12 protein-coding genes are annotated in these 21,317 nt (G+C 38.5%); all 12 read right to left on the minus strand.

Annotated elements, in window-relative coordinates; genetic code table 11:
• Window positions 1–1,245, minus strand: a complete 1,245-nt coding sequence (locus ACO05K_RS08785) for a ribulose-bisphosphate carboxylase large subunit family protein (protein WP_421944068.1) — start codon at window positions 1,243–1,245, stop codon at window positions 1–3.
• Between the two features lie 87 nt (window positions 1,246–1,332).
• Window positions 1,333–3,354 carry an aceric acid hydrolase gene (locus ACO05K_RS08790; protein ID WP_421944069.1) on the minus strand — a complete coding sequence of 674 codons (2,022 nt, stop codon included), beginning with the start codon at window positions 3,352–3,354 and terminating at the stop codon, window positions 1,333–1,335.
• A gap of 87 nt (window positions 3,355–3,441) precedes the next feature.
• Window positions 3,442–6,867, minus strand: coding sequence for a glycosyl hydrolase (locus ACO05K_RS08795; protein WP_421944070.1), 3,426 nt, complete (start codon window positions 6,865–6,867; stop codon window positions 3,442–3,444).
• Window positions 6,868–6,968: 101 nt separating this feature from the next.
• Window positions 6,969–8,258: an L-fucose:H+ symporter permease gene (gene fucP, locus ACO05K_RS08800; RefSeq protein ID WP_421944071.1), complete on the minus strand. Its 1,290-nt coding sequence runs from the start codon at window positions 8,256–8,258 to the stop codon at window positions 6,969–6,971.
• Window positions 8,259–8,435: 177 nt separating this feature from the next.
• Entirely contained in the window at window positions 8,436–8,879 is a 444-nt protein-coding gene (locus ACO05K_RS08805; RefSeq protein WP_421944072.1) for a MaoC/PaaZ C-terminal domain-containing protein, read from the minus strand.
• Window positions 8,880–9,128: 249 nt separating this feature from the next.
• Window positions 9,129–10,220, minus strand: coding sequence for a Gfo/Idh/MocA family protein (locus ACO05K_RS08810; protein ID WP_421944073.1), 1,092 nt, complete (start codon window positions 10,218–10,220; stop codon window positions 9,129–9,131).
• Complete coding sequence (locus ACO05K_RS08815) at window positions 10,217–11,455, minus strand: extracellular solute-binding protein (RefSeq protein WP_421944074.1); 1,239 nt, start codon at window positions 11,453–11,455, stop codon at window positions 10,217–10,219. Before ACO05K_RS08815 ends, ACO05K_RS08810 begins: the two co-directional genes overlap by 4 nt.
• Window positions 11,448–12,611, minus strand: a complete 1,164-nt coding sequence (locus ACO05K_RS08820; protein WP_421944075.1) for a CaiB/BaiF CoA transferase family protein — start codon at window positions 12,609–12,611, stop codon at window positions 11,448–11,450. Before ACO05K_RS08820 ends, ACO05K_RS08815 begins: the two co-directional genes overlap by 8 nt.
• A gap of 344 nt (window positions 12,612–12,955) precedes the next feature.
• Window positions 12,956–14,107 carry a CaiB/BaiF CoA transferase family protein gene (locus ACO05K_RS08825; RefSeq protein ID WP_421944076.1) on the minus strand — a complete coding sequence of 384 codons (1,152 nt, stop codon included), beginning with the start codon at window positions 14,105–14,107 and terminating at the stop codon, window positions 12,956–12,958.
• Window positions 14,104–15,264 (minus strand): ABC transporter substrate-binding protein, encoded by a 1,161-nt coding sequence (locus tag ACO05K_RS08830; RefSeq protein WP_421944077.1) that lies wholly within the window; start codon window positions 15,262–15,264, stop codon window positions 14,104–14,106. Before ACO05K_RS08830 ends, ACO05K_RS08825 begins: the two co-directional genes overlap by 4 nt.
• 145 nt (window positions 15,265–15,409) lie before the next feature.
• Window positions 15,410–18,673: a glycoside hydrolase family 2 TIM barrel-domain containing protein gene (locus tag ACO05K_RS08835; RefSeq protein ID WP_421944078.1), complete on the minus strand. Its 3,264-nt coding sequence runs from the start codon at window positions 18,671–18,673 to the stop codon at window positions 15,410–15,412.
• A gap of 167 nt (window positions 18,674–18,840) precedes the next feature.
• Window positions 18,841–21,309 carry a glycoside hydrolase family 2 TIM barrel-domain containing protein gene (locus tag ACO05K_RS08840; RefSeq protein WP_421944079.1) on the minus strand — a complete coding sequence of 823 codons (2,469 nt, stop codon included), beginning with the start codon at window positions 21,307–21,309 and terminating at the stop codon, window positions 18,841–18,843.
• Window positions 21,310–21,317 lie beyond the last annotated feature (8 nt).

Raw genomic sequence — 21,317 nt, forward strand, 5'->3', positions numbered from 1 at the left:
TTATTTTTTCCCGAAAATGGAAACTGATTGATTAAATTCTGAATATTTTTTCGCTGTATCTTCTACCGATAAACCATGTACAGCCCCTTGCCACGCTTGTTGCAAAGCGATAACACCACCAGCGGGACCACTTGGATGCGCCATTATGCCGCCACCTGCCATGTACAACAAATCGACTGTTTTAGTTCTTCTGTAAGTTTCTACAGCTTGTCCGCCCCATTGACCTGAAGAAACAACCGGCAATACAGAGAAGCCGCCTAAAAATGGTTTTAAGCAAGATTCTATTGAAGTCACTACAGAATCATCAGACTCCCAGAATTTATTTTGAATACCGTTAACATGAATTTGGTCTACCCCTGCCAAGCGCCAAAGTTTTTGATACGCAGGAAATTCAATACCCAAAAGTGGATGCCTGTTTAACATTCCCCAACCATTTCTATGTCCGTGGATAGCCAATTCTCGGTTATCGCATATCTTTTTCACACCAGCCAATCCAACGCTATTTAAGCTAACCATGGCTGATGTTCCGCCGCTTTTTACAATTTTTTCGTAGTTGCGTTGCATTTGGTCAATCTCATCACTCAGGTTAAAAGCATACATCACTTTTTTACCTGTTTTATCAGCATGAGCATTTATCATATTCATAATTGCATCTACTCGCTTATCGAAAGGAGAATTGGCTGACGAGCCTAACAATTCATCATCTTTGATAAAATCGATTCCCGCCGTGGCTAAAGTTTTTACCAATTCGGCAGTTTGTTCAGGACTCATCCCGATACTTGGTTTAATGATTGTACCGATTAAGGGTCGTCCTTCTACGTTAGTCAATTTTCTGCATCCGCTAATACCAAATTGTGGGCCTTTGAAAGCATTTGCAAAAGAATCTGGAAAATCAATATCCATTAACTTTAAGCCTGTGAATTGGGTTAATTCATATAAATTGCCTTGTAAAGTTGAGATTAGCACTGGCAAATTGTAGCCGAAATTTTCTATCGACCAGGAAACTTTTATAATTGCTCTTTGATAAATTCCAGCATTTAACTTTACACTTGGAATGGATGGCACTGTTGAACTATCTAATTTATCGATTGATTCTACCCTTGCCGCAAATCTTGCTTTCAGCTCTTCAGTTTCTCCTGGAATGGCAATAAAAGTTCCTGAAGATTGTTCGCCTGCTAAAATCTGAGCCGACTTCTCTAAATCAAGCGGTGTTTCAATGTAATATGTTGCTGTAATTCTTTCCATTTTTATTATTCTTGCCGTTATTGCGAGGTACGAAGCAATCTAATTAGAAGAGATTGCTTCGTGCCTCGCAAAGACGATATAACTTATTTACTTGCTCACTGGCAACCAAACCGACATTTCCGAATGACCACGATTGCCCCAGGCAAAATACGGCACCAGTTTAATTTCAGCTTCGCTGTTGTTATTATTAACCGGGCGATACAAGACGTTTTTCCAGCTATTCGGTTCAACAATTTTCGCGTTTCCAACCAAACTCATCATTTCTGCGCCATCAATATTTATTGGTTTTGCTTCAAACTTTGTTGAGGTTGGGATGAATGCATTAAAAATACTTTTACCGGGCAAATCAGTAGATTCTAAGCAGTACACAATTGGTCCGCGTTTAACGGCAATTTGGTTTCTATTTTCTTCAACCAACGGATTTGCTTCAATCAACGTAGCTTCCATCGGAAGATTCAATTCGATTACATCACCTTTCTTCCAAATACGATTAATTTCTGCATAAGTGCCTGAAATGGCTTTTATATTTTCTGGTTTCCCATTGATACTGATTTGAGCATTCTGCGTCCAGGCTGGAATTCTAAGAAATACTGAATACGCTTTATTACCAATTTCCTTTACCGAGATTTTAATCTTTCCATCCCAAGGATAATTGGTTTCTTCTGTTAAAGAAATTTTACTTCCATCAGCTAATTTAGTAGTTAAGTTATTGCCACCATATAAATTGAAATACAAACCTTTATCAGAAATACTATAAGCGTAGTCACTCACTTCGGCTATGGTCCTCACAACATTTGGTGGACAACAATTTGACAAGCCGATGTAAGGCACTCTATCTTTCGACCAACGCTGTTTGAAGGGTAAATCATTTGATTGAGCCAGCGGATTAGTGTACAAAAAGTTCTTTCCATCAAGGCTAATTCCTGATAAAACGCTGTTATGCAGCGCCAATTCCATTACATCCGCATACTTCGCATCGCCAGTAATTTGTAGCATTCGCCAGTTCCAAAGTACGTTACCGATATTGGCGCAAGTTTCGTTATGTGCAGTAAAGTTTGGCAATTGAAAATCGCGACCAAAAGCCTGATGAATTTTTTGAACATCGGCAGGATTATAAGAAGTTCCATCAGGCGAGGTTCCATCATATAATGAACCACAGCCTCCTGTAATGTATATTTTATGCTGATTTACATCATCCCACATTAAATTCAGAGTATTTAGAAGCGAATCTTTACCCGTTTCGGCATACAAATCGGCAACACCTGCATAAAGATAATTTGCTCTTACCGCATGGCCCATTGCTTTCGTTTGTTTTAAAAATGGAATTCTATCTTGATTATCATCCGTTCCATCATCAATTTTACCTTTAATGGCGATTAAATGTTGAGCCAGTTCCAAATAACGAGGGTCGTTTGTGGTGCGGTACATTTCTATAACACCCATGTAGTGCGATGGGCAAATGGCGTTTCTAGCCAATGTTGGCGAAGCTGATTTGTAGAAATTGTATAGGTAATCCGTTGCTTTCTTAGCGATATTGAGCAAAGTAGTTTTGCCTGTTGCACGATAATGAACGCAACCAGCCGTCATTAAATGGCCAATATTATAAGACTCGAAGCTTAATCTATCCTGGAATTGATTTTTAGAACCTGTTTTACGTTGCTCAATCATTGCTTTGGTGTAGATATAACCATCCTCACGCTGCGATTTTCCAATCACAACGATAGCCTTATCCATCATTTCATTCAATTTTGGATTTTTAGTTGAAGCATATAAACTCGCAACAGCTTCCAAGGTTTTGTAATAATCACCATCATGGAAAGATGGACCAGAATGTGAACCTGTATCCAATCCAGCCGCAATTTCAAAGTTCTTAAAGGCATGGCTGATTTTTGGGTCGTTGTAAATCGCCCACATATTTGGCACCATGGTTTCGGTAGCCACCTTAAATCTATCCGCCCAAAAGCCTTTGGTCCAGGTTACATCGCTCATGTTTACGCTATGCAACTTAGCGTATTTGCTTTTCGAAGTATTAACAAGCGCCTTATCTTGTGCCTTAACCTGTATAAATGATACGGTTAAAAAGATTATGAATGCAAATTTTCTAATCATATTATATATTTTTTATTGCCGTCATTGCGAGGCACGAAGCAATCTCTTCTAATTAGATTGCTTCGTGCCTCGCAATGACGATTAGTTTCACTTCTCCTCCAACTGTATTACAACTGGCCCAAATAAACCAGCAGGATTTAATGGCTTCCCTTCTAACCTGAAAGGCGCCGTTGTTTTTGTAAGTCTTTTATTTTCTGGTAATTTACTATCGCCAATTAAACGGTTAGCCCAGGTATTTACCACTTCAATCGTGACTTCATTTTTACCTTTTTTAATGGCTTTGCTAATATCCAATCGGTGTGGTGCTGTCCACAAAGTGCCGCAATTGATACCGTTAATTTTCACTTCTGCCATGCTCGAAAACCCTCCTAAATCAATCCAGGCATTTTTTATATCTCCTTTGTAAGTGAAGCTTTTAGAATAGATTGCCGTTCCAGAATAGTATTTGATTAAGCTATCAGGATGCTTGGTCCAATCCGTTAGCTCATTAAAAACAACAGCTTTAACAGGGCCGCCATAAGCAACATCAAATTGAACTTGCCAGTCTTTAGAAATATCCTGAATGGCTTTGAAATTACTTGAATTCAGGCCAGTTTGCAGTTGAGTTAAATTTGCTTTCTCCTTAAAGATTACGAATACAGAACCGTTTGCAGGCAATTTTAAGTTGAGAAAAGTTCTGCTATCTTTAATCGACCAGCTTTTTAATGCTACCGTATCATTCGTTACCGAATTGTAGATTTTCGGCACCATTCCACTTACTCTGAATGAAAAATTAAATACTCTTTCTTTAGCCTCTTGATTTGAGATGAAGTAAATATCAGAATCGTTAGTTTTTCTGTGAGCAAATGTTACATTCTTTGTTGGCGGAATTAAAGAGCTTAATAGCATTTTCCCCGTTTGAATTTCAGTTATATCCAAATCCTTTTCCAGTCCCAAACTGTTGAAATCATTACCTTCGAATGGCGCTCTAAAAATTTGTCCTAAACCAAGTTTCTTAATATAGATAGGTTTACCACCACTTTTAAATGAATCGAAATATCCACCCCAAATCTCTTCAATCAAACTATCAAACTCTGATGATTTAGTTTGCTTTAAACCAGATTGATATAATGGTTTATTTGCTACAATTACTTTAGCACCTTTTTTTATTAATTCTGATAGTTTTTTAACCGTTTCATAGCTGAAATATTCGTAGTTAGGATTCATTTTTAGTTTCCCTGTAAACACCAAAACCTTGTATTTTGCACCACTTTTAAAAACCACTTCGCCGTCTTTAACAGTTGCAGTTTGTAAAACATCTGGATTGAAACTATCATAAGCGTAACCACGTAACGGATTTACCCAATTTTCAGGGTCGGCCATGTTTGCAGAGTGCGTAACACCAGCAGGAATTTGCCTTAAAGGTTCTCCAATATTTGCGAGGCGTTTCTTTTCAGCTTGTACTACATCATCGCCAAAAATCCCAGGTAAAGTTTCTACTAATCTATCAGGCAAAACCGAACGACGAGGCAATTCTTCGCCTGTAAAAACGGCAATATCTATAACGGGTTTTCCTTGTTGCAATAGGTTTTGTGTTCGCTCTGCGTAATCAACCCATGCTTTTCCGAGTTTCCACCAGGTTTGGTCGCGTTGAAAATACAATCCAACACCATCTAAGGTTACACCAGGTTTTCTATCGGTAAAAGGATTTTGAACGAAAACGTGATAAACCAGCTTGTTAATTCCAAGCGCATAATTTCTATCCTGTAAAGTTTTTATATTCGCTGGACTTTCATTCCAATCCATACGAACGGTAGTAAAAGCCTCTGCCTGAATGATGTTTTTGCCGTAAATATGTGCGCCAGAAATGGCATCAAGCATATCGTTAGGTTTATCATGCGTTGGGCTGTTTAACCAAAACTCTCCCATCGGTACATCAACCGTTTTGTAGTGCAATAAGCCATCGCTCATCATCGTTGGTGCAATGCTCTCAGCGGTAAAAGTTACACCTTTTTCCTTCGCCAAAGCGGCTAGCGTTTCATAAAACTGGTCAACTACCAACTCAGAAATTGTTTTTCTAATATCATATAAGAAACCCTCAGAAACTTCTGCGCTTTCTACGGGCAAGCCAGTCATGATTGGCAAATAAGGAGTTAAATTGTACCCTCTGCGCTTCAAAAACTCAGCTTTAAACAAAGGCGACCAATTCTGACTGCCGCATTCCCAACTATCCACATGGAAAGCACTCAAAACCTTTTTGGCAATTTCTGGTCCGCCATGTTTTATGGCTTCGCCGTACCAACTGTTAAACTGCAATTTCACCGCTTCAGGATTAAACTTGTCGCTTTCTAAACCCTTTCCGCCACCTGCTGTTGCATTAGTATGTCCTGTTGTGGTATGTCCAACCCTTAAAATTGTCCAGTTTCCTTTTGGGGCTTTCCAATTTAAAGTTCCATCTGGATTTAATTTATCGGTTAGGTTAATGATTTTATTTAAAGGAATGCACAGATTTTTGGCGATTTGCTCATCTGTGCTTCTTTTACTTATTCTCCAAACGGAACCGTTTTTGCCCTCAAACTGATTAATTTGCGCTTCAGCAGACAATTCGAGGTTAACCAATTTTAGAGATGGCTTCCATTTTGCAGCGTCTAAATCTTCAGCACCTGGCTCTGAATCTTTTTTATCGTAAATAAATCTAAAATATTTAGCCGTTGTTGGCACGATGGAATGCGTTACATCCTCATCCGTATCTTGCCATCCGTGGCGTGGCGCTTCCAATCTTCCAGCAGAGCGAAAGTTTTTTCCATCATCGCTTACTTCTATTGCCAACCGTTGTGCCTGGTAATTATTACCACTGATTTTGATGGTTACGGTACGGCAGGTGAAAGGTTTTTCAAATTCGTATTGAATGTAGCAAGGCTCGTTAGAACCAAAGCTTTTCTTATTTCCCGGTTGAACTAAACCTGTTGCATCAGCGCCATTACTTGTGGTAATTTTTGGAATAATGGTTCTTGTAGAAATGCTTTCACCAACAGGTGATGGATAAGCATAAACAGCAATATCTTTATAATAATTTTCTTTATGCTCTGGTTTAGGTAAAACTATTTCAGAAACTGATTTACTGATATTTATTTTAGACCATACCACTTTTTGCATCGAAAGTTCGGGCGTAATCCACGGACCACCTGCAAGGGCAAAACCATCACTTACATGCATCCCAATTTTAAGGTTTAGGCGTTTAGCTTCATCCAAGGCAAACTCGACCAACTTCCACCACTCTGGCGTGAGTTGAACTGCAGGTGGACTATAAACTGGTATTTTATCAGGTCCTTGTATGCTCATCAAATAAGCACCAGCAATTCCATTGGTTTTCATGGCTTCTAAATCAGCCGTAATACCTTCTTTCGAAACTGCGCCTTTAACCCAATACCAAAATACCCATGGTTTTGCATTTACGTTCTGCTGTGCGCTAAGCTGAAAGCTGAAAGTACAAAGCAGAAAGAACAAGAAGGTTTTATTAAATATTGGTTTCATTATTAGCTATTTACCCCTAAGTCACAAAGAACACCAAGTTGATTGCGAAATAACCCATATAATTTTTCTTAATGCGTTCCGTGGCTTTGTGGTTATTTAAATTATTTGTGAACGATTTTGTATCCCCTTAATCCGAAGAAAAGAATGATTAAATAACAAACCAAAGGGATGCTGTAACCGATTTGTATGTTATCTCCGTAAGCATCGATTAGCGAACCCATTGCATAAGGTAAAATTGCGCCGCCGACAATAGACATAATTAGCCACGACGAACCTGGTTTAGTATCATCGCCAATGCCATCAATACCCAAAGCAAAAATGGTTGGAAACATGATTGACATGAAGAAACCTAATCCACCCAAAGCGTAAACAACCACTACTCCTGTTCCAGTTATCGCGATGATGCTTAACAAAACACATATCACAGCGTAAATTGCCAAAAGTTTGTTTGATGCGATGTATCGTAATAAAGCTGTACCGACAAAACGGCCGACTAAGAATAGTGTACCATATAAACCTAAATAATACAATGCCGTATACTCGTCGAAACCTCCTGCCTGTTGTGCTGCTCTGATAAAAAAACTGGTTACACAAACTTGTGCGCCCACATAGAAAAATTGCGCAATTACTGCCCAACGTAAATGTTTATGCTTCAATGCTCCTAAAAAACTGCCTTGAGATATTCCATCTCTGCTCATTGTTTTTACCTCTGGAAGTTTCATGAAATAGAATAACAATGCCACTAAAACCAAGATAGTTCCTAAAATGATGTAGGGCGTTTTTACTGTTGATGCTTCGGTTAGGAAGTAATTGTTTCTAACGGTTTCCGTCATTGCAGCTAATTCTTCCTTGGTGTGAGATTTACCAGAAAGTATAAACCGACCAACAATCGTTGCTAAAGGTGCTGCTAAACCATTAAATGTTGCTGCAAGGTTTAATCGCCATGCGGCTTTATCAGGACTGCCTAATATTGCAGCATAAGGATTTGCAGAGGTTTCTAACAAAGTTAAACCACAACCAATAATGAAAAGCGCAATTAAAAAAGTAATATAAGATAAATTATTTGCCGCAGGAACGAATAAAAATGCTCCGAAAGCGAATGCCAACAAACCTGTAATCATTGTTGATTTATACCCAAATCGCTTTAAAAGTACGCCCGCAGGGATAGCCATTAAAAAGTAAGCCAGGAAAACCGAAGTATCAATCAGTGTAGATTGGCTATTGCTCAGGTTACAGGCTTTTTTCAAATGCGGAATTAGAATTGAATCTAAATTATGCGCCATCCCCCAAAGGAAAAACAGACTTATTACAAGTATAAACGGCAATAAAAGCTTTTTCCCTGATGATGGGTCGCCTTCGGTAATGATTTCTGGTTGTGTGTTGTGGTTCATTATATTTGGTTTTATTTGGTTTTATTTGGTTTGATGGTTCATTAGTTCACTAGTTATTGGTTCATTGGTATCATTGTTCATTAGTCATTAGTTCATTTGTTAGCGACTTTCTTAGTTAATCATTTTGTTAACTGGTACGATTAGGCATTTTGACAAATGAACGATTGAACAGATGAACTAATGACTTTTCTTGACTACAAGTAAATGGTCGCAGACTAAAACAACATCTCCGTGCTGGTTAATAATTTCTACGTGTTCGGTAACAGTTCCATATTCTGGTCTTTTGCTCTCTCCTTTTTCAGAAATTGTGATTTCAGAATGAATGGTGTCGCCAATGAAAACTGGTTTTACGAAACGTAGTTTATCATAGCCCTTCGACATCGCTTCTGGATTAATTTCAGATGCGGTTAAGCCAATTCCGATGCTAAAAATCATGGTTCCGTGAGCAATACGTTGTTTGAAAGGTTGCGTTGCGCACCATTCAGCATCCATGTGATGTGGAAAGAAATCACCAGTGTGGCCAGCGTGAACAACAAAATCTGTTTCTGTTATTGTACGACCTAAGGTTACACGTTTATCTTGTAATTGGTAATCTTCAAAAAATGTTGATTTGAAATACATAATTTTAATTCTTTATAGCGTGGTATTTTGCAACCATTTATTTTTTATGTCTTAGCCAGACGGGCTCTTTTCTTTTGACCGCAAAAGAAACAAAACTCCCAGCTTAAAATTTTTCTATTGAAGTCAATGCTGTGGCTTTGACAATGAATCCCGAATCCCGTACGTACGGGGTGTTAGGCTGGATTTAAGCAGAACGATTTTTAGTGCTCTGGCCTTTCAATTTGCAAATGGCATGTGCGCTCAAACTTTTTACTTTTTACTTTTTAACCCAAAACCTTCAACCTTAACCCCTCCAATATCACTCGATTGATAAGCACTTTCTACAACCGCCATCGTTTGTATCACATCCTCAACACTTGTATGGAGAACTTTGTCGCTTCCTTCATTGTATCGCATTAAATTTGCCATTGTACCGATAAAAGCCTCTGGAAACCAAGAACCCTCTAATTTTACCGTTTGCCATTCAGGCGATTTCCCTTCTTCAACAATACAATATTCAAAAACATCAGGCACACCATGCGGATAATCCATCAGCAAACCAATTTTAGCTACAATTGCACCTTTCGTTCCCTCCCATTTAATATAACTTTCCTGGTGGTTTGGACCGAAATCATGGTCGTGGTTGGTGTTGATGACCGCATGCATCGTATCGCCATAATCGAATAAAACCGTAGAACGGGATGATGACAAAGTTTTAGCAGGATGCTTCAAGGTTTTCGCCAAAACACTTTGAGGATTTCCTAAAAATGAACGAATCAAATCAACATAATGAATACTGTGATACTGAATTTCCAAACGTGGATGAATGATTACATGCGGGAAAATCTCCCAAGGTGTTTTAATCGTCACCCGAACTTCCATATCGTACAATTCGCCAATTAACCCTTTTTCAATCAGAAATCTGGCTGCACTAACAAATGGCGCAAAACGCAATTGAAAGTTTATCGCTGCCTTTAAATTCTTCGCCCTGCATAACTCCAAAATTTCATTTGCCTGTGCAAAATCATCGCCCATTGGTTTTTGAATCAACACCGCACTACCATTTGGCAACTCATTTAATGCATCAATATATTGCGCAGGCATGGTGGTTAAATCATACACTGCATTTTTTGGCGCATTGGCTACAGCTTCTGCAACGGTGTTAAATACGTTCGGAATTCCAAAGGTATTAGCCAGTTTTTGCGCTCTTTCTTTGGTTCTGTTTACAATTCCGAAAACCTCAAAACCTGCAATTTTATAGGCTGGAAGATGTGCATCAGCAACAATTCCGCCTGCTCCAATAATGATAATTAGCTGCTTCGTTTCTGGTAATTCGGGCTTATATTTTATTTCTATGCTCATTTATCAATTTCGTTAATTTGGTTTTGCGCTAGCTGAATTAATTCCGAGCTCGATGTATCGGTATTCATTGCCTGCAAAACCATTTCATCAATTATTGCCGCAATGTCAGCCCAATTTTGTTTTTGAGGAAGTGTTCTAGCCACTTCATGCAGCTGTTCTAGTTTATAGTAGTACGGTATAGTTTTGTTAATCTCTTCATCTTTCCATGTCGAAATTCGGCAACCAATTCCACCCTCTAAAGTAAGTTGCTTGTCTTGCTCTTCGGCCAACGCAAAGCGAAGAAAATCGTATGCAATGGTTTTATTTTTGCTGCCTTTGGCGATGGTATATAACCAGTAGACATTTAAAGATGCTGAGCTTTTTCCTGAAACAGATGGCAGTAAATCCACATCGATTTTACCTTTAACTTTTGAATTCCCATCCACTTCGCACATTGCCGCAAAGCCAAACCAGTTAATCATCATCGCAGCTTCGCCTTGTGAGAAGGCCATTCCTGCGGCTACAGATTCAAATTCAGAAGATTTCGGATGAACAGCAGTTTTATCATTTACAATTGTTCGGTAGAAATCCAATCCATCAATAGCTTCTTGCGTGTTGATTTGAATCAACCCATTTTTATCTACCAAACTTCCACCTCTCGTCCACAGTTGCAAGCAGAAATCGAAAACGGCATTATGTCCATCAGGGTAACAGGCAAAGATGCTTCCGTATAAATTATCCGCAGGACGATTAAAAAACTGCGCCACCTGATGAAAATCTTCCCAGGTTTTTGGAATTTCTAAAGTTTTTCCAAATTTCTCGAGATAATTTGCTTTTTCAGTTTCACTTTCAAATAAATCTTTTCTGTAAATGAAGCATTCAGGGCCATCGTGAAATGGAAAACCCACCACTTCCCATCCGAATCGCTGCAAACCTAAAAGAGATTTGCTCCATCCTTGCGGAAAATCTTGTGGCTTATTTCTATTGATGTAAGGATTTAAAACTTCAACATCCTGATTAGAATAAGCTTCCAGAATCCAATCGGTGCTGATGTGCGCAATATCGAAATTGCCGTTTGCTAAACCTTTCTGAGCGATGGTACTATCATAAAGTTCATGCAAATCCATTACGACCATTTCCAACTTTAACTTACAGCCAGAAAACTCGCAAAATTTATCCCAGAATTTCTGCATGGCAGATTCAAAAGGCGCAAATTTGCGAACCGCAATTCTGAAAGTTTCTATTTGGTTATGCATTTGCAACGGTATTCTGCGTGATGAATTCTTTAATGATTTTTTCGTTATCCTGACCCAATTTTGGCGAACCTTTGAATGATATTAAGCGTTCTCCATCAATGCGAATCGGGCATCTGGTGGTTTCATACTTGTAACCATCAACCATTTCAACTTCTTGTATCATATTCAAAACCTTAAAACCATCGTGAGCCATTAAAGCATTCCAATTTAATACATCGGCACACCAAATATCTGCAGGTTCTAAGATAGAAAGCCATTTTTCGGTAGTTTCAGTTAAAAGATGGTCAGCTAAAATTGCTTTGATTTCATCACGTTTATCAAAAGCTTCGCTTGGCTCCTGGTAATCTTCCAATTTCTCGCAACCTAATAAATTACCAAGTTGCGGAATCGAACCCATCGCCAATGCTAAATATCCGTTTTCTGTTTGATAAATCCCATAAGGCGCACCCAAATAAGCGTTTGCGTTGTTGTTTTTTGAACGTTCAGGCAAAGCACCGCCATCGTTCATAAAGGTTGTAATGGTTTCAAACTGAAAATCGTATGCTGATTCCATCATACTCACTTGCACAAAACCTCCTTCATTATTTATCGCTTTGCGATACAAACAAGCTAAAAGTCCTTGCGCTAAATGTGCGCCAGCCAACATATCTACGATGGATAAACCCATTGCAACGGGACCGCTTTCGGCATTTCCTGTTAGCGAAGTTAAGCCTGTAACAGATTGTAGAAGTAAATCCTGACCAGGTTTGTTTCTCCATTCGCCCTCAGTTCCATAACCAGAAATCTCTCCATAAATAATTGATGGATTTATTGCCGTTACGGATTGATAATCGAAACCTAAACGCTCCATTACACCCGGACGGAAATTATGAATCATGACATCTGCTTTTTTTAGCAGTTCGCGAACCATTTCGCAATCTTCTTCATTTTTTAAATCAACTTCAAAACTCTCTTTATTTCTGTTGATGGCATGAAAAACCGACGATTCGCCATTCATAATCAAGTTTGAAGTGTACAGCGTACGGCAAATATCGCCCACACCTAAACGCTCAATTTTGATTACACGGGCACCCATATCGGCTAAGCGCAAGCTCGCCGATGGCCCAGAAAGAAACTGGCTGAAATCGATAACTAAATAATCTTCAAGCGGTCTCATAATTTTATATTTTATTAAAAATGTCGTTTTTAAGCTGGAGCGGTCGTCATCTCGACCATAGCGGAGAGAACTTTTAAGCTATTTTAAAAGATTTCTCCATTCCGTTGCACTCCAGTCGAAATGACGACCGATTTTATTTGTCATTCTGAGCTTGTCGAAGAACATTTTAATGCGTTTCGACAGGCTCAACATGACATGGAGCTTAACTCAAGCTCCTAATCATTTACTTTTTATATTTACACCTCGTCATTGCGAGGAACGAAGCAATCTCTTCTTTCACTTTAAATTATATAAAGCATTTTTTAAATGAGATTGCTTTGTCTTGCCTCTTCGCAATGACGGACTTACGTTAATTCAAACTCCTCATTAATCTCTTCCGTATTAAAACCTAGTTTCGGTGCAGCTTTTGCCGCAAACAACTTCTCATTATCCAATCGAATTGGGCTAACCGTAGTCTTTATCAACCTTCCATCGCTAAGCGCTAAATTCTGTTCAATTTGCAAATTTTTATAAGTATTCAACTCAGTGGCCGCTTGATAATTTAATACTTCAGCGCACCAAATGCCATTACTTTCTAAAAGATTAACCCAAACTTTTGTGTCTTTTTCCTTAAATGTTTCCGCCAAACGAACAATCAATTTATCCCGATTTTCGAATGCAGAACCTGCCTCAACATATAAATCATTGATATCGCAATTGATGATTGCACAAATGTTTGGCAGATTTCCCATTGCCATTGCAATATAGCCATCATTTGTTTCGTACATGCCGTAAGGTGCGCTTAGATAAGCATGTGCGCTACCTTTCGCTCCGCTTCTATCGGGAAGTTTTCCGCCATCGTTTAAGTAAGTGGTAATCACCTCGAACTGAACATCTAAAATAGATTCCAGCAAACTCACCTCAACCAAAACGCTTTTATTGGTTTTTGCTCTTTTGATTAAAGCCGCCATAATGCCTTGCGCCAAATGGTTTCCGCACATAATATCAGAAACTGAAAGCCCAAAAGGAACGGGCCCATCGGTATCGAGGCCTGATAAAAATGTTAAACCAGAAACAGCCTGCACCAATAAATCCTGACCAGGTTTAGTGCGCCATGGCCCTTCGTTTCCATAACCTGTAACCATTCCATAAATAATTTTCGGGTTGATTAGCTGAACATTTTCGTAATCCAAACCAATTTTCTCCATTACACCTGGACGGAAATTATGCGTCATTACATCAGCTTTGCTGATTAATTTCTTCAACTTTTCTAAATCTTCAGGATTTTTTAAATCGGCAGCGTAACTTTCCTTGTTGCGGTTGATGGTATGAAAAAGCAAACTATCTTCATCAACAAAAAGATTTTTTATGGATAATTGGCGACAAGCATCGCCAGTATTTGGTCGTTCGATTTTGATTACACGAGCGCCTAAATCGGCCAATTTTAAGCCAGCCGATGGACCTGCCAGAAACTGACAAAACTCTAAAACTAAAAGTCCTTCTAACGGTCTGTTCATGATAATACCAAAGTTTTAGATTTGCGGTATAATTCGTTCATTCGATTTAAAACCTGAATTTCATCTCCACCATTCATTAAATAATCGCGAACTACATCGCCTGCATGGTCTTGAAAAAACATCGAACCATGGTAACGCGGACGAAGAAAAGCACGCTGTAAAGCAGGTAAAGTATTTGAAAAATAATTTTGGCTCTGTCTATTTACTTCGTCATTTTTCCAAGCTGTTAAATGCCCTGGTTGTCCGCCGTTTTCGAAAAATAACGTGGCTTGACAAGCAGGTGAACCTACAAATTCTACATATTTTGCCGCAACATCAAGCTCTTCACATTTTGAAGAAATCGCCAAACCTGTTCCACCTAAAGTGCTTCTTAAATTGGTTTTCCCATCTAATGAAATCATATCGTGGAAATGCAAAACTTTACGGGCGTAACCATTTCTTGAATAATTTGAGTAGCCATAAGCAAAAGGACAATAAGCAATTCCGTCGGTTAAAGTCATTGCTTCATAAACCTGAATTGGATTTCTATCGAAATTTGCTTTATCCATTTTGGAAGCTAACTCACGATACATTTTCAATACTTTAATCCCCAATTCTTGCGAAACAACCCCATCATCATTTTGGCAAGGGTCTTCGCCTAACGAGCAGCAAAGTGTATAAAAATTCATTAATACATCTATCGGGATGCCAGCAAATGCGACTAAACCTTTATCGGCAAGTGCTAATAAATCTTCGAACGATTTAGGTAATTGTAAAGCTTTTTCTGCTAATAAATCTGGTCGTGATGAAGCCACAGGTGTTGCTGCATCAATTGGCAAGGCCCATAAATGCTCATCGTAAAAATAACTTTCGTAAGATTGACCAACAGAATTACGTTCCTGGTCTTTTAAATAATCATCAGAAAGATAAAAATCCAAAGGAACAATAGATTTTGTTTTGGCCGCAAAACCCGCCCAAGGATGGTCGATTACCAACAAATCAAATCGCTCTGCTAATTCTTGAATAGAGAAATCGGCAAATTGCTGCAAACTTCTTTTCTCCCAGGTAATGTTAACATTTGGGTACAATTCAGAAAATCGCTGCGCTGTTGCCACCATTGGCAAAAGCCCACGACTGTGGTTCCATGTTATTCCTTTTAAATTAATCGTCTTCTCCACTTAATTTCCTTTTTTATTTTTGCTGTCATTCTGAACGCAGTGAATAATCCCTGACCGATTCAACACGAGCTCTGTTTAAGTTACAGCCTCTTCATAGTTTATCTCTTATCAATCACAGATTCTTCGTTCCTCAGAATGACAATACCTAAAATTTTATTCGTTTCACTTTATTGCCAACTTCTTCCTTTTTACCCTCGAAAGGCAAAAGATAAAAGCTGTATTTATAATTTTTCGATGGAATTTGATATTGCGGCAATGGCGCTGCAACATCACTCCAACTATCATTTCCGCCGACGCCCATTTGAATCAAATCAACATTAACGGTTAAAAAATCTGCATCTTTTAATTTGTTGGTATGCTTTGCTGTTTGTACATTTTCGTCAGTATAGTTACTAGCGCTCATACTCAGCAAACTATCTGCAACGAAAACTAAGCCCTTTTTTTTTGTTGGATTAGAAAAATACATCCAACGTACATCGGTACGGTTTCCATTTTCTTGCGGAACCGCATAATGCTCCATAAAATCGTTAATAGGCTCGTTGTAAATTGCAACATCAGCACCGTAATTTTTATCGATGTAATTCTCCATCGGCCCTTTACCATACCAGAAAATGTTATCGTTTTTGCGAAGAATGCCCATTTGCATCCCAACTTTTGGAATATTTGGCAAACCTGCCTTTACTTCCAAAGCATAATCAACTTTTATTGTTCCGCCTGAAGAAATTTGATAACTCACGTTAACTTTTGCGCTATCGTTAATCAATCTATACTCGCTTGTTACTAATAGTCCTGAACCATTTTTACCATCGAATTTTCCAGTAGCGCTTGATATGAATTTCAAATCTTTAGCGTACCACTGTTTTAATTTTTTGTTGGATTTCCAGCCGCGTTTATCGTTATCGGTTAACGGACGAGTAAAATTCGGCAGTAATGGAGCTAAAACTTGCTCCTCGCCTTTCCATTTGTAAGAAACCAGTGCGCCATTCTTTTTGCTAATGCCGATTTCGAAATTCTGACCTGAATAAATATCTGAATCTGCATTGCTTGTATATTTTGGCTGAGCAATTTTATCAACTGATTTAGCATCTGCCAAACCTGTTAAAGCAAATTGGTTTGCAGCAACTTCGAAACCTTTCTTCGCCCAAAGTTCATCCTTACTCAAAGTGAAATGAATATCAGCCAAGTATTCAGAACCCGATTCCATTTTTGGCAAATACTTGGAAATGTTTAACAAAGTATCGTTGCCAGCAACTAAATTAATTGGAGGCAAAACTTTCTGACTTACAATTGCGCCATCTTTGCGAACAATTAGCGTAACCGTATAATCGTTTAAGTTTTTTACCGCATGGCGATTTGTAATTTTAATTATCGCTTTCGATTTGTCACTTAATTCGCTTTCTGCACCTTGATAAACACGTTTACATTCGAACATGGCGCCTTTTGGTTTCCCATCAGAATTTACAACACCTTTAATGGTAAAGTTATCGAAATACTTCTCGCCAAAATCTCCGCCGTAGGCGTAAAATTTATTACCTGCACTATCTGTTTGTAAAATTCCCTGGTCTTTAAATTCCCAGATTGCACCACCTATTACTCGTGGCGTAGCACGGAAAACATCCCAAAAATCTTTCATATTTCCAACCGAATTGCCCATTGCATGTGCGTATTCTACAAAGAAAATCGGTCTATTATCTCCATTTTTTTGCTCAGCAAGCATTTTTGGAGTGTAGATACTTGGGTACATTCGGCTCACAATATCAATGTAAGGTTGGTCTTGAGGATTTTGCAACCTGTGCGAATGGTCGTTAGGTTTTAAATATGCAGGATTGCTTGGGTCCATGTAACCATCTAAACGTGGATTGCCCATTGCAGGCTCGTAGTGAACTGGTCTGGTGATATCAAAATCGTGAATCCAAGCGGCCATTGCAGCATGATTTGGTCCACTACCCGATTCATTTCCTAAACTCCAAATGATAATACTTGGATGGTTTTTATCACGCATAACCATTCTACTGCCGCGTTCTAAATAAGCAGAAGTCCAGGTTGGGTCGTTGCTTAATTTACCGCCTAAACCATGCGTTTCGAGGTTTGCTTCATCAATAACTAAAATCCCAAACTCATCACATAAATCGTATAAATATGGGTCCATTGGATAATGGCTGGTACGAATGCAATTGAAATTGAAACGTTTTATGGTTAAAACATCTTCTAAAATATCTTCGCGATTTAACGCTTTACCTTTAGTTGGATGATGGTCTGGACGATTTATGCCGTACAAATAAGTTTCTTTTCCGTTGATTAAAAGCTTTCCATTCGTTTTAGAAAATTCGATACTACGGAAACCAACTTTTGTGCTTTTCACCTCTAAAACTTTGCCTAAACTATCTTCCAATGAAATAGTAAGTGTGTAAAGATTTGGAATTTCATCGCTCCACTTTAATGGATTTTTAATTTTTGTTTCAAGCAAACCGAACTTCACATTATCTAATCGAGGCCAGATTTCGTTAATAATGCTTTCAGCGCTTCTTTCTAAGGGATTTTCGAAAACTTCTTTTCCTTTTTCATCAAAAAGCGAAGCCTTAATTTTGTAGCCCTTAACTTCTTTACCAGTCAGGTTTTCTATTCGCGGACGAATGCTTAGCGTTGCATCTTTATAATCCTTATCCAACTTCGTTTGAACAAAGAAATCGGCGATTCTAAGTTTTGGTTCTGCTAAAAGTATCACTTCTCTGTGGATACCACTTAAACGCCAATGGTCTTGGTCTTCGAGAAAGCTACCGTCCGTCCAGCGCATAACCTGAACTGATAAAATATTTTCACCTGCCTGCAAATAGGGTGTTACGTTAAACTCAGATGAAAGAAAACTATCTTCGGCATAACCTAAAAATTTACCATTTATCCAAACTTTGTAACCCGAACTTACTCCACCAAAATGCAGCGTGATGTTCATATCCTTCCAATTTTCAGGAATAGAAAAAGTACGTTGATAACTACCCACCCCGTTATAATCCATCGGTGGATTTGGCGGATTTACCGGACGAAACGGATAAACAGCACTTTTGTAAATCGGCTTGTCGTAACCTTTCATTTCCCAATTTGATGGTACTTCTATCTTTTTCCATCCGCTAACGCGTGATTTATAAAAATCAGCTGGTGCATCAGCAGGTTTTATCGCAAAAGAAAAATCCCAATCGCCATTTAAGGAAATCATTCTAGTTGATTTATCGCGATTGCCATTCTTTGCATCAGCTATGCTGGTAAAAGAATAAGCCGTTGCACGAGATGCATCGCGATTTATTCCACTAACCAATTGGTCTTCCCAAGGTTCTTTGCTGTAGATTTGAGATGCTTTTTGAACGGCTGTTGGTGTTTTATCAACGAGTTGGGCAGAGGCAGAAGTTACTAGCAAGGTTAAACATATTAATTCTAACCATCTAAGATGTTTAAGAACATCTAAGTTTTTCGAAGCTGGAAAATTTTTCCAAAAAGATTGCTTTGTCGTACCTCCTCGCAATGACGGCAACGGGAATGTCATTGCGAGGCACGAAGCAATCTCTATATAATTAGGTCTCTTCATCATTTACCCGTATTAATTGTAATTGATGAAGAAGACAAACCGTTAGATGTTGCCGTCAATTTAATATTTCCACTTTTTTCTGTTGATTGAAGAATAGCCAAACACAAACCGTGAAATGCTTTGCGGTAATTGGCTTTGAAAGGCTCTAAACTTGCTTGAAAACCATTATCAACACCAGCAATAAAACCATCACCTTCAATTTTAAAATCGACTAAATTATCGGCATTCGGTACAACATTTCCTGCTGCATCTAAAATACGTGCGGTGATAAAAGATAAATCTTTTCCATCTGCTTTAATACTTTTTCTGTCTGCAATCAGTTCAATTTTTGCAGGAGCTGCAGCTGTTTTTATTTCACGAACTAGAACCTCTTTGCCATTTTTTCTGGATACTGCTTTCAATGTTCCAGGCTCAAAATTCACATTCCAAAGCACGTGTAAATCATCATTCTGCTTTGATTTTTTCCCTAAAGACTTTCCGTTTAGATACAATTCAACCTCATCGGCATTATTATAGTAAGCCCAAACCTCGACTGATTTTCCCTGCTCCCAATTCCAGTGCGGTAAAATGTGTAAAACAGGTTTGTTTGTCCACTCGCTTTGGTACATGTAATAAGAATCCTTCGGAAAACCCGCTAAATCGACAATTCCGAAATATGAACTTCTGGCTGGCCATGGATAAGGCAAAGGTTCGCCTAGGTAATCAAAACCTGTCCATACGAATAAGCCCGAAACATGGTCGTATTTTTTTGCCGCTTTCCAGGTTTCTTCGTGGGTAGAACCCCAATAGGCGGAAACATTATCATAAGATGATGCAGACCATTCTTTGTTGCCTTCAACAAATTTAGTTTTGCCATCTCGCGGCCAACGGCGAATGGTATCGGCGGTATCGTAAAAACCTCTTGTTTGCAAACCAGATGTTGTTTCTGTAGCCAGGAACTTCACACCAGGATAATTTTTAGGAAAATCAGCGTATTTTTTGTGGTTATAATTTAAGCCATAAATATCTAAGGCTTTCGCCTGATACATAAAGTTTTTAGCAGAATCGGTTTCCGTTAAAGCAGAAATTACTGGACGAGTCTCGTCTAATTTTTTAACGATGCCAACCAATTCTTTTGTAAGTGCAATACCTGTACTGTCGAATTGCTCACGAATTTCGTTTCCAATGCTCCATAAAATAATTGATGGATGGTTTCTATCGCGAAGAACCATATCTTCCAAATCACGTTTATGCCATTCCGGGAAATTTAGATGGTAATCGTTTTTGTTTTTCTTTTTCGCCCACATGTCAAAAGCTTCATCCATTACTAAAAAGCCCATTTTATCGCATAAATCTAAAAACTCTGGAGCAGGTAAATTATGAGCGGTACGGATTGCATTCACACCCATTTCCTTCATAATTTCCAATTGGCGTTCCATAGCCCGAATGTTAACCGCAGCACCTAATGCGCCTAAATCGTGGTGCAAACAAACGCCATAAATTTTCATCGGTTTTCCGTTTAACGAAAAGCCTTTTTGCGCATCAAAGTTGAAAGAACGAATACCAAACTTGGTCTCGTAAGAATCTATCACCTTACCATTTTGAAGAATCTGAGTAACTAATTTATATTGATTAGGATTTTCTAAAGACCAAAGAATTGGATGATTTAAGCTAAGCAGTTTGCTGAATACATCCTGTTCATTGGCTAATTTTTTAACCTTATAAGTTGTATTGTTTACTAATTTACCATTTGGGTCATAAATGCTCTCAATCACATCAGCCGACTGCATCTTGCCAGTTTTATTAATAATCTTTGTATTTATTTCAACAACAGCATGAGCTTGCGAATAATGAGGGTCTTTTGCATTTGCCTCAAAAAAATCGGATTTTACGAAAGTTCCCCAATGTGCAACTGCAATTTTAGCTGTAGAAGTTAACCACACATTTCTATAAATCCCCGAACCTGAATACCAACGTGAGTCTGGTTGTAAAGAATTATCAACTTTAACGGCGATAATATTTTTTCCAGTTTTTAGATACTTGCTTATCTCGTAAGAAAAAGAAGAATATCCATACGGACGCTTACCTAAATATTTTCCGTTTATCCAAACCTCTGAGTTTTTATAAACGCCATCAAATTCAACAGTAATTAACCTATTGGCAAAATTTGCAGGTGCGATAAATTCTTTTCTATACCAACCAATTCCTGTTGGCAAACCGCCACCTTCTGGTTTTGCAGGATTTTTCTCATCGAATTTTCCTTCAATGCTCCAATCGTGTGGCAAAGTCAGTTTTCTCCATTTTGTATCGATAAATGCAGGAGATTTTGCACCAGGTTCGTCGCCAAGGAAGAATTTCCAGTCTTTGTTGAAACTTGTTCGGGTGCGGGGCATTACATTTGCCGTCATTTCGACCGCAGAGGAGAAATCTTTTCCGTTCGTATTCAAACCATGTTCAAAGATTTCTCCTCTACGCTTTGCTTCGGTCAAAATGACGG

Source organism: Pedobacter sp. (assembly GCF_965227205.1).
GTDB lineage: Bacteria > Bacteroidota > Bacteroidia > Sphingobacteriales > Sphingobacteriaceae > Pedobacter.